At 49.3% G+C, this 11,796-nt stretch carries 5 protein-coding genes and 2 pseudogenes; all 7 read left to right on the forward strand.

What is annotated here, in order from left to right:
- Window positions 1-3: 3 nt before the first annotated feature.
- The 7 genes and pseudogenes from ACR0QT_RS08455 to ACR0QT_RS08485 all read left to right on the forward strand — a co-directional run bounded on the left by ACR0QT_RS08455 (window position 4) and on the right by ACR0QT_RS08485 (window position 11,763).
- A complete protein-coding gene (locus tag ACR0QT_RS08455; RefSeq protein ID WP_432630377.1) occupies window positions 4-1,290 on the forward strand; it encodes a complex I 51 kDa subunit family protein in 1,287 nt (428 codons plus the stop codon).
- Window positions 1,287-3,008, forward strand: a complete 1,722-nt coding sequence (locus ACR0QT_RS08460) for an NADH-dependent [FeFe] hydrogenase, group A6 (protein WP_432630378.1) — start codon at window positions 1,287-1,289, stop codon at window positions 3,006-3,008. The genes ACR0QT_RS08455 and ACR0QT_RS08460 overlap by 4 nt, the downstream gene beginning before the upstream one ends.
- 153 nt (window positions 3,009-3,161) lie before the next feature.
- Window positions 3,162-4,352, forward strand: coding sequence for a LysR substrate-binding domain-containing protein (locus ACR0QT_RS08465; RefSeq protein ID WP_432630379.1), 1,191 nt, complete (start codon window positions 3,162-3,164; stop codon window positions 4,350-4,352).
- A 588-nt stretch (window positions 4,353-4,940) separates the two neighbouring features.
- Window positions 4,941-7,019 (forward strand): annotated as a pseudogene (locus ACR0QT_RS08470) (alpha/beta hydrolase domain-containing protein); the annotation flags it as partial.
- A 54-nt stretch (window positions 7,020-7,073) separates the two neighbouring features.
- A pseudogene (locus ACR0QT_RS08475) lies at window positions 7,074-9,365 on the forward strand (glycoside hydrolase family 3 N-terminal domain-containing protein); the annotation flags it as partial.
- 396 nt (window positions 9,366-9,761) lie between these two features.
- Window positions 9,762-9,908, forward strand: a complete 147-nt coding sequence (locus ACR0QT_RS08480) for a hypothetical protein (protein ID WP_432630404.1) — start codon at window positions 9,762-9,764, stop codon at window positions 9,906-9,908.
- Window positions 9,909-10,218: 310 nt separating this feature from the next.
- A complete protein-coding gene (locus ACR0QT_RS08485) occupies window positions 10,219-11,763 on the forward strand; it encodes a DUF1538 domain-containing protein (RefSeq protein WP_432630380.1) in 1,545 nt (514 codons plus the stop codon).
- Window positions 11,764-11,796 lie beyond the last annotated feature (33 nt).

Consider the following 11,796-nt stretch of genomic DNA (forward strand, 5'->3'; position numbering starts at 1 on the left):
GAGATGGAAGAGCGACAGATTCTTTTGAGAAATCGTGGAAAAATCAATCCGAGAAAGGCATCCGAGTACATCGCGACCGGCGGATATGAGGCGCTCAAGCGGGCACTCTCGATGACGGGCGCGGAGATCATCGAGGAACTTCGCCTTGCAGGACTTCGCGGACGCGGAGGTGCGGGCTTCCCGACGTTTCGCAAGATCCAGTTCGCCTATGATGCTCCGGGCGATGTGAAGTACATCGTCTGCAACGCCGATGAGGGTGAGCCGGGAACAAACAAGGACCGTATTCTTCTCTCCTGTGATCCGTGTGCCGTCTTTGAGGGAATGGCAATTGTGGCAAAGGCAGTCAATGCTCATGTCGGATTTATTTATCTGAGAGCAGAGTACGCCTACCTCGTTCCGGTGCTTGAGGCAGCTCTCGAGACTTCGAGAGAGGAACATTGTCTGGGAACGAACATTATGGGAAGCGGATTCGACTTTGACATCAAGCTCCGCTCCGGTGCAGGTGCTTATGTCTGCGGTGAGGAGACCGCACTCTTTGAGTCGATCGAGGGAAAACGAGGAGAGCCGAGATTCCGCCCGCCGTTTCCGGGTATCTCCGGTCTGTTTGGAAAGCCGACGGTGCTCAACAACGTCGAGACGCTTGCAAACATCGCACCGATCTTTCGAAATGGCTGGGAGTGGTACCGCACGATCGGAACGGACAACAGCCCGGGCACAAAGCTGTTTACGGTCTGTGGAAATGTCAAGCGCCGTGGCGTTTTCGAGTTCCCGATGGGAATCAATTTAAAGGATCTGATCTATGAGGTCTGCGGTGGAATGGAGGAAGGCCGCGAACTGCTTGCCGTACAGACAGGTGGTGCATCCGGCGCAATCATCAATGCATCCCAGATCGACATGACGCTCGACATCGATCAGGTGTCAAACTCCGGCGGTCGTCTCGGATGTGGAACAATCCTTGTGATGGATGACCGCAACTGTATCATTGATATTGTGCGAAACAACCTGGAATTCTTCAAGGATGAGTCCTGCGGAAAGTGTACACCGTGCCGGGAGGGCGGTACGCGACTCTATCAGCTGATCTGCAAGATTGCGGAGGGACGCGGAAGCATCAAAGACATTGAGACGATTGAAGATCTGGCAGAGACAATGCGTTTAACCGCACTGTGTGGACTTGGTCACTCCACCGCAGTTCCGGTGACGAGCAGTATCCAGAACTTTTATTCCTGTTACTTACGTCATATTGACCGGGAGTACTGCCATGTGTGCAGTGAGGAGGACGATGCGGTATGATTAATCTGACAATAGATGGAGAAGCGATTGCGGTAGAGGAGGGAACGACGATCTTAGAGGCAGCCAGAAGGCTCAACGTTCACATTCCTACGCTCTGCCATCATGAAGATCAGGCTGTCAAGGCAGTCTGCCGAATCTGTGTGGTCGAGGTCGAGGGACAGCGCCTTCTGCCGACGGCATGCAGTATGCCGGTTTCAGAGGGAATGGTCGTAAAAACGGCATCCCCGAAAGTCATCAAGGCGAGAAAGAACATCATGGAGCTGATTCTTGCAAGACATCCGCAGGATTGTCTCGTCTGCTCCAAGAATGGAAAATGTCAGCTTCAGAAAGTGGCGCGCGACTTAAATATGAACCGCCCGAACCGCTATGAGCGCGATGTGAGAGAGAGTCGATTTGACGACTCGTCGCCGTCGATTGTCCGCGATATGAGCAAGTGTATTCTCTGCGGACGCTGTGTCGAGGCGTGCACAAAAGGACAGGGCATCACGGTTATGGCAAAGGAGAACCGCGGATACGGAACCTCAGTCGTTCCGCCGTATGGCAAGAAGCTCGTCGATACCTGCTGTGTCAACTGCGGTCAGTGCATTCAGGTCTGCCCGGTCGGCGCACTCTCGATCCGCGACAATACAGATGAGGTCTATGACCAAATCGCAAAGGGAAAACACGTTGTCGCTCAGATTGCTCCGTCAGTGCGCATCACGCTCGCAGAGTCTCTCGGCTATGCCCCGGGCACGGTGACGACAGGAAAGATCATCCACGCGATGAGAAAGATCGGATTTTCCAAGGTCTTTGACTCGGATTTCACTGCCGATTTAACGATTATGGAGGAGGGAACGGAGTTCTTAAATCGCTTGAAAAACGGCGGCACCCTTCCGATGATGACTTCGTGCTGTCCGGCATGGGTGAAGTACTGTGAGACTTACGGCTATGAACAGCTCTCTCATCTCTCAAGTGCGAAATCCCCTCAGCAGATGTTCGGCGCGGTGATCAAGACGTACTATGCGAAGAAGGCAGAGATCGACCCGAAGGAGATTTGCAGTGTCTCCGTCATGCCGTGTACCGCAAAGAAATTTGAGTGCAAGCGTTCGGAGATGTGCGACAGCGGTTATCAGGATGTCGATATCTCGATCACCGTTGAGGAGCTTGCCAAGATGATCCGCACCGCGGGAATTCATTTCGATGATCTCGAGGATCAGGAATTTGACAGCCCGTTCGGTCTCGGAAGTGGAGCAGGTCAGATCTTTGGAACGACCGGCGGTGTGATGGAGGCAGCCCTGCGCACGGTCTATGAGGTTGTGACCGGAGAAACTTTACCGCGACTTGAGTTTGACCAGGTGCGTGGAACCGAGGGAATCCGTGAAGCGGAGATTGATCTCAACGGAATGAAGGTTCGCGTCGCAATTGTTCATGGTCTGAGCAATGCAAAAAAGGTGCTTGATGAGGTCAAGGCGGGAACTTCCCCGTACCACTTCATCGAGGTCATGGCGTGCGAGGGCGGATGCATCGGAGGTGGCGGAAATGCGCCGAAGACGCGCCGGATTCTTGCAGAGAGAAGACGTGCGATCTATGAGGAGGACAGAAACCTGCCGATCCGCAAATCCCATGAGAATCCGTATGTGCAGAAACTTTACGAGGAGTATCTTGGCGAACCGCTCGGTGAGCGTTCCCATAAACTGCTCCACACGACGTATCACAGCCGGAGAGATTTACTCAGATAAGATATTTTATACTAGATATTTTATATTATAAGAAATAATGAAATTAAGATGGTAGTATAATAAGAAGATAATAATATAATAAGAAGAGATAAGCGCAATCATAAGCGCAATCACGATTATAAAAAATACAAAAGAAAGAGGGGAAGAGAGAAGATGAATGAACGGCAACTGCGTTACCTTGAGACGATTGCAGAGCAGGGAAGCATCCAAAAGGCTTCCTCTCTGCTCAAGCGCGATGCCTCGACCTTAAATCGAGTTGTCAGGTCCGTGGGGGAAGAACTTGGAGTTACGCTGTTTCGGCGCAGTCACAGTGGGGTTGTGCCGACACCTGAGGGAGAGGTCGTTCTGACGTTTGGCAGAAAGATTCGAGAGATCTTTATGGAGATCCGCACACTCGGGAACATCGAGACTTCCTACATGCGCGAGTGGACGGAGAGCGATGTCCGCTATCTGATTGAGATTCGTCAGCAGAAAAACATTTCCCGGGCAGCAGATGAACTTTTTATTGCCCAGCCGTCGTTGAGTCAGGCGGTGATTCAGATCGAGGAGAGCCTCGGAATCTCACTGTTTTTGAGAACGAGTGAGGGAGTCGAGGAGACGATGGCGGGAAGCATCATTCTCGATCAGCTTGAGCGGGTGCAGGCATTTTCGCGTCAGATGCGCGTGGAGCTTGAGGCGTATCAGCAGATGAAAAAGGGGATTCTGACAGTGGGAATCCCGGTTAATCTCGCTGCCTATGTGCTTCCAGCAGTGCTTCCGGAGTTCTCGGAACTCTATCCGGGAATTCAGGTCAAGTTCCGCGAGAACAACTCGTTGGAGCTTGAGCGTCTGCTGTTTCAGAAGAAAGTCGATTTCTGCGTGATGCATTTTCAGGAGGAGTCCCCGGGACTTCAGTATGAAAAGTTTCTCGAAGACCCGTTTTATCTGGTGCTTCCGATGAGCTGGCACGGCAGATTTCCATTTCAGAAGAATCAACCGCTGACGGCGGTTCAGATCTCACTGCTCGCGCAGGAACCGTTTATCCTCGTCGAGAGCAGGCAGAAACTGCGTCTCGTCGGAGACCAGATTCTGAATCGCGCGGGAATCATCCCGGATGTGAGATACGTCTCAAAGAGCATGGAGACGACGAAGCGTCTTGTCGCAGCGGGACTCGGGGCAACCTTCCTCCCGCGCTCGTATTTGACTCTGTTTTCGGGAACGGAGGGGCTTGAGTATTTCCCGATCGACCGGAGCATGCACGCGCTCTGGCAACTTGTGGCGGCATACCGAAAAGAAGAAGAACTTCCGCTGAGTGCAAGAAAATTTCTTGAGATCTCGAAGCGGGAGATGGAAAAGGGACTGTGAGAGCAGTTCCTTTTTTATATGATAGGAAATTGCGTCCTATCATATAAAAAATGCTCCGCAAGTCCCTGACAAGAGCGATATGATATTTTCACAAAGAAAGCGTGAACAAAAACGACACAAATGCACACAATACATAACAAAATAGAAAAAACAACAAAAAGATGTTAAAAAAGTGCTAAGAAAGCTAAAAAAGTCCTGTATCATTTGTAAAAAATATATGATACAATAAAACCTATCAGGCCTGAAAAGTGAAAAACGTACAAGAGAGGAGAAGGGACTGTGAAAAAAACAGGGGGAAACAACAGTCACAAGAATCTTGGAAAAGTCCGCAGACAGACTGCTTCTGCAATGGCAGCGGTACTGACGGCAACGAGTATTCTTCCGGCTTATGCATGGACAGCACCGAAGGGAGCATCCAAGTATAACTGGTACATCATGGATACGGACGAGAATATTGACGATGAGGATGAGGACACCTACGCCACATCGTCAAACGCTTCGAAAGCGACGGCATCAAATGCATCATCTGGCAAAGCGACAGCATCAAATGCGACAGCATCGAATGCAACGGCATCAAATGCACTTGCAATGGCAGTTCGCTCGTTTAACAGACCGGTTCAGTTTGTGGATGAAAACGGGAATGTGATTGAGGGGGATGAAAAGAACATTCCGGAGACATCTTCAAGCTACCCATATCTGAGTCAGACAAAAGAGCGCACGAAGGGAGGAATTGATCTTTCGGATTACGGATATGTGGAAAATGAATATTTTCTTGCTGGAACTGCCAATGTTTATCAGGCGCAGGGAAGCAAGCTTGCGACAAAGAGCGATGCAGATTATGTAGACCGCGTGATTGTCTTTAAACCGGAAAATCCAGATGATTTTAACGGAACCGTCTATGTGGAGATTCTGAATGCGAGCAGTGGGGTTGACCTTCCGGATATCTGGCGAAGAAGCTATGAGTATTTTATGCGGGAGGGGTGTATTTATGTCGGCATAACTTCCAAGAGTGGAAACGTAGATGCCCTGAAGAAGTTTGACAAAGACCGTTACAAAGCGCTCAAATGGACGAACAATGGAATTATCTGGGATATTCTTGGCCAGGTTGGCGCAGAGTTAAAGAGAGACGGATCTACTCTTTTATATGGAGAGAACGGGAATGGAGCAGATGCCTGCTATCTGATCGGTCAGTCACAGTCGGGATTTTATGTCAATACCTTTAACAATTATTTTGGAGAGGCAAACTATTTAGTCGATCCGGAGTATACCGATGCAATCGAAACAGGAGAAGATGTGGATGACCTCTATAAGGAGGGCGCAGATCACATCTATGATGGTATCTTAAATGTTGTCGGCGGTGCAGCTGCGATGCCGGTGGACATTGATAAGGGAAGTTTCCAGTTTGGTGTGCCGAATAAGGCATCTAGGATTCCGTTCATTCTTCTTGTCGGAGAGAATGATTATAACCCGAGTGTAGTCAGAAAAGATTCTGATGAGCCGGAAGTGGATATGTATCGCCACTACGTCTTTGCAGGCGGTGCACATTCAAGCAAGATCTTCCTCCCGGATATGAAAGATGAGATCCAGATGAAGGCAGGAAGACCGGCAGGGGATTATGTTGCATTCAAGAAAGATGCCAAGACGGGACGCCCGAATACGAACACCGATCTTGATATGGATGTGTTTGTCAATGCGGCACTTCACAATCTTGATGAGTGGGCAAACGGAAGCGAGGTGGCTCCTTATGGCCCGACGACGGATGAAGTCCATGGAAAAATGGTTTCTTCCGGATATTTCAGCATGTTTGTTCCGGATCGTGATGAAAATGGAAATATGGACAGCGGAATCCTTTCTCCTCAGGTGAGTGTTCCGGTTGGAGCATATTACGGTGGTGCAAACGGAGCGTACAGCACCGATGGCGGTTCGATGGTCTACTTTGATGATGAGACACTGGGGGATCTCTACACGGATCGGGAAGATTATCTGGAAAAATATGCAGAGGCACTTGATGAGGCGATCGCAGAAGGCTGGATTCTCGAGGAAGACCGCGAGCGCATGATGAAGCATGCGGAAAATGAGCCGATCTTCGGAAATCCGGGAAGTGATGACGAAGAGATCGAGGATTCCATGAAGAGTGCTCCGACTGTTGCAGAGAAGAATCGTGTACAGCAGACAGCCGGAAATATTTCTTATACAGACGCTGAGTACCAGCTGGGTGGAAAGGCAAATGTATATGGAATTCAGAGAGAAAACAGCCTGTATCGCCGTAGAATGTACCGCATGGATTACACAAATTACGCCCGCGTTTGTGTCCCTGAGAATTTTAAGGGTGAGGTTGTGGTTGATCTGATTCTCGATGGAGAACAGGACCGGGATGTCTCCTCTTACATGAAGGCTGGAAAGACCTATGTTGGAATTACGGCAGATCCATCTTCCGCAAAGGCGAAGGGGGGAAACTGGGAGATCTTGAGCAACAATAAGGGTGAGACAAAACGGACAGAGCTTGGACTCAGATGGGATATTATCAGCCAGACAATCACTGCTATTCGAGACGGTGGTTTTGACGAGGCAGTTTCCGGAGATGAGGACACGTTAAAGATCGTTCTTGGACTGGACAGCAAGGAGAGAGACCTTGTCTATACCTATCAGCAGATGTTTGAAAAGTTTGACGCATATTCTGTGGAAGCAATGAGTCTTGGAAAGAATGCGAAACTGACTGCGATGAACGAACTGGATCAGTCTCTGGCAGATAAGGGAACGGAGACAGGACTCTGGTCTTCTGTGATCCAGTATCAGGAGAACGGAAGCGGGGAACCGGTAATCGGAGCAACCGCAAAAGACATTATCGAGAAAGATGGAAAGTATTTTAAGGATTCCAATGGAAATGGAGTTCTGGATGCATATGAGGACTGGAGACTTGATGCGGAGACGAGAGCGAAAGATCTTGTCGCTCAGATGAGTATTGATGATAAGATTGGCATGATGTTTAACAATTCGAGAGGAATGGGCATCAATGCAAAAGAGAAGGATTCCACAGGACTTTTAGATGAGACGGAGAAGAAGGGAGATACCTCAATCTTCGGTCAGACGGAGACTCTTGGAACAACTGCGACCATCGAGGAACTCAAACTGCGTCATTTTATTCTGAGACAGAATCCGGAGCCGGAAGATATGGCAAGCTGGATCAATCAGATGAACTATGTGGCTGAGGGGACAGATCTTGGTATTCCGGTGCTTGTAAGTTCAAATTCCAGAAATGAGAATGGACAGATGACATTTGGAATGAACGACGCGTCAGGTGTATTTTCCACCTGGCCGGGAACGATGGGTCTTGCAGCGGCAGCGAAAGGCGATATTGCGTCTGGAAAGGATGCTTCTCTGATTTCCCAGTTTGCTGAGATCGGAAAGAGCGAGTGGAATGCCAGCGGTCTGAAAAAAGGCTACATGTATATGGTAGATACGATGACTGACCCGAGATGGCAGAGAACATATGGAACTTTTGGAGAAGATCCGAATTTCATCGCAGATGCGGCAGAACGTCTTGTAGTGGGCTTCCAGGGAGGCAGTGAGGGCGTACAGACGGATGGTGTTGCGCTGACGATCAAGCACTTCCCGGGCGGCGGAGCGAGAGAGAATGGTTTTGATCCGCATTACAAACAGGGTCAGTGGAATGTTTACCAGACGGAGGACAGTCTTCGCAAATATCATCTGCCGGGCTTTGAGGCAGCGGTGGATAACCATGTTTCCTCCATCATGCCGTATTATGCAAAACCGGCTCCTGATAAGAGCGAGACGCAGTACGATAAGAATGGCAAACAGCTGAGTATGCAGCAGGTTGGTTTTGCATTCAATAAGGAATTTATTCAGGGTCTCCTCAGAGACCAGATGGGTCACGAGGGCTATGTCAACAGTGACAGTGGTATTATCAATAACATGGCATGGGGAGTGGAAAAACTGGATGTTCCGGAGCGCGCCGCCTATGCAGTCAATGCAGGAACCGATATCATCGGTGACACGAATGATGTCTGGTCAATGAGGGAGGCTTATGAGCGTTCCGCAGATGGAAGCAAGAGTGATTACTATGACACACATGAGATCGCTTACGGTTTCACAAAGGACGAGGTAACCGTGACGGAGGAAGCGCTCAATCAGGCAAATGAGAGACTGCTGAAGGAAATGTTTGAGCTTGGTTTATTTGAGAATCCGTACCGTGATCCGAATGAGGCCAAGGCAACCGTGGATAACCCGGAAAACTGGGATGCGGCATATGAGGCACATCAGAAGTCCGTTGTCCTGTTGAAGAACAAAGAGAATATTCTTCCGCTTAGTGAGACCAAGCTTAGTGGAAAACGTGTTTATGTCGAGTATTTTGCCCAGAATGGCGGAAGTGCCCAGACCGAAGCACTGAGAAAGAATTTAGAGAGCAAGTACCAGATGACGCTGACGGATGATTACGCAAATGCAGATTACGCAATTCTGTTTGTAAATCCGAGTTCTGGAAATTACTTCTCTGCAACAGCTGGATATCTGGAGTTGGATATCTGCGATGGAAAGACTGTGCACAATGTCGATGAGGAAGGTCGTCCGGTTGCGGCAACCCATGAGGAGACCACGCTCAAAGATGCAGGTAAGATTCAGACGATTGCGGATGCTGTTCATGCGAATGGCGGTAAGGTGATTACGAATGTCAACTTTACACTTGCATGGCTCCTTGGAAATGTGGAGCCGTACTCCGATGCAGTTCTGGCAGGCTTTGATACCTATGCGGATGCAACGATGGATGTGATGACCGGCAAGTATCAGCCGAGCGGAAAAATGCCGATCACACTTCCGAAGAATGACGATGTGATCGCTGTCAATGCAGATGGCGTCTGTGTTTCCAGAAATGATGTTCCTGGATATGCGAAAGATCAGTATATGCCGGAAAGCATGAAGGACGAGAATGGAAAAGCCTATGCATATCGCGACAGCGAGGGTAATTATTATGAACTGAACTATGGTTTGACATATTCCTCTTCACCGGAGACTCCGGATAAGCCAGAAGAGCCGGAGAAGCCAGAGAATCCGGATCATGGAAACACTGGTGATAATGGCAATAGCAGCAACAGTGGAACAAACACCGGACATGGTGGCGGAAGCGGAAATGGAAGCGGAAGATCCCATACTTCCTCGACGGGAGTAAGTACGTCTGTGATTGCGGTAGCTGGAGACTGGATGAAGAATGAACAGGGAAGCTGGACATTCAAGATGACAGACGGAACAATGGCGAAATCAGCGTGGATTCCGATCAGTTGGAATGGTGCTGTTGAATGGTATTATTTTAATGAAGATGCGACAATGGCAGTCGGTTGGATTCAGCTTGACAGTCAGTGGTACTATCTCAGCGATGAGGAAGGAAATCGAGGCAGAATGTATACCGGCTGGCACGAGATTGGTGGAAAATGGTATTATTTCCATACGGAATCAGATGGAACTCGTGGTCGCCTCTTGACTTCGACGACGACCCCGGATGGATATCAGGTAGATGCAGACGGAGTATGGAACGAAAATAAGTAAATCATGAGGAACTCATAAGGAATTCATAAGGAACTCATGGGAGTTCCTCGAAAGGAAAACGGTTTTTTGCTGATAAAATGGATCAGTGAAAAACCGTTTTTTGTTGTTTGAATGGATTCTGGTAATAAAAAAATTACGTTAAAGTTTCTTAACAACCAAAGAATATTTCGAGATTTTGTGTTAAAATAGGGTCTCAATCTCAAAAGTGTCCATAAAATATAAAAAATAAGTACACAAAATGGGAGAAAGCTAAAAAAGAAAGGGCGCTCGAAAGAAAGAACGCGAAAAATGAATACGAAATGAGAGGAGAATGAGTTTGATCAGAGAGAAGACAAAATTACACGAAAAATTGCAGGAAGCTCTCAGCGCAGTACTTCCGATCATTGCGATTGTGCTGGTGCTCTGCTTTACGGTCGCTCCGATCTCGCCGGGAATTTTGCTGTGTTTCCTGTGCGGAGCGGTTTTGCTGATTGTCGGAATGATGTTTTTTACGTTGGGAGCAGAGATGTCGATGAGCCCGATGGGAGAGCGTGTCGGCTCAAGCCTGTCCAAGTGCCGGAGCCTTCTTGTGCTGACAGCGCTGACGTTTGCGCTCGGTTTTGTGATCACGATCTCAGAGCCGGATCTTCAGGTACTTGCGGGACAGGTGCCCTCGATCCCAAATATGACGCTGATTTTATCGGTGGCAATCGGTGTCGGGATCTTTCTTGCGATCGCCCTGCTTCGTATGCTTCTCGGCATTGCGCTTCCTCCGCTCCTCGTCGGCTGTTATGTCTTTGTCTTTCTTCTGGCGTCCCAGATTCCGAAAGATTTCATCGGTGTCGCGTTTGACTCGGGCGGAGTGACGACGGGACCGATGACCGTGCCGTTTATCCTCGCACTTGGAGCCGGTATCTCGGCAGTCCGCGGTGACCGCCATGCAACCTCCGACAGCTTTGGCCTCGTCGCTCTGTGTTCAGTCGGACCGATCCTTGCGGTGCTTCTTCTCGTGAAAATCTTTCAGCCGGAGAACAGTACATACGCGGTCACTCAGATTCATAGGGTTGCAGATTCTGTGGAACTGGCAGGAATGTTTATGGAAGAACTTCCGGAGTATCTGAAAGAGATTGCGGTTTCCCTGCTTCCGATCCTTGGATTTTTTGGACTTTTTCAGGTTCTTGTCTTGAAGATTGGCAAACGCTCATTGACGAGAATCGGAATCGGTCTTGTATACACCTATGTGGGACTGGTACTGTTTCTGACGGGGGCAAATGTCGGATTCATGCCGGCGGGAATATATCTCGGTGAGGTGCTTGCAAGTCTTCCGTATCGCTGGATTATCGTGCCGATCGGCATGTTGATCGGTTACTTTATCGTAAAAGCGGAACCGGCCGTCTATGTGCTCAATAAGCAGGTGGAGGAGATCACAGACGGAGCGATTCCGGCAAGTGCGATGGGCGCGAGCCTCTCGATCGGTGTGGCGTGCTCGGTTGGAATTGCGATGCTTCGCGTGCTCACGGGAATCCCGATTCTTTGGATTTTGATCCCCGGATATGGGATTGCGATCGGACTCTCGTTCTTTGTGCCGAAGATTTTCACCGCGATCGCATTTGACTCAGGTGGAGTTGCCTCCGGTCCGATGACTGCGACCTTTCTGCTTCCGTTAGCGCAGGGCGCGTGCAGTGCCGTGGGCGGAAATATCGTGCAGGATGCGTTTGGTGTGGTCGCAATGGTTGCGATGACACCGTTAATCACAATTCAGATTCTCGGTGTGATTTTTCAGCTCAAGAGCAAAAAGGCAAAGGGAAGAGCACCACTTCCGGCAGGTGCGACCGCTTGGGATTTGCTGGATGAGGATGCAATCATTGAGCTGTGAGTAGAGTGAGTAGAGTGGTAAACAAGAAAAATA

Origin of the sequence: Brotaphodocola sp. (genome assembly GCF_050873365.1) — a bacterium.
Lineage (GTDB): Bacteria > Bacillota > Clostridia > Lachnospirales > Lachnospiraceae > Brotaphodocola.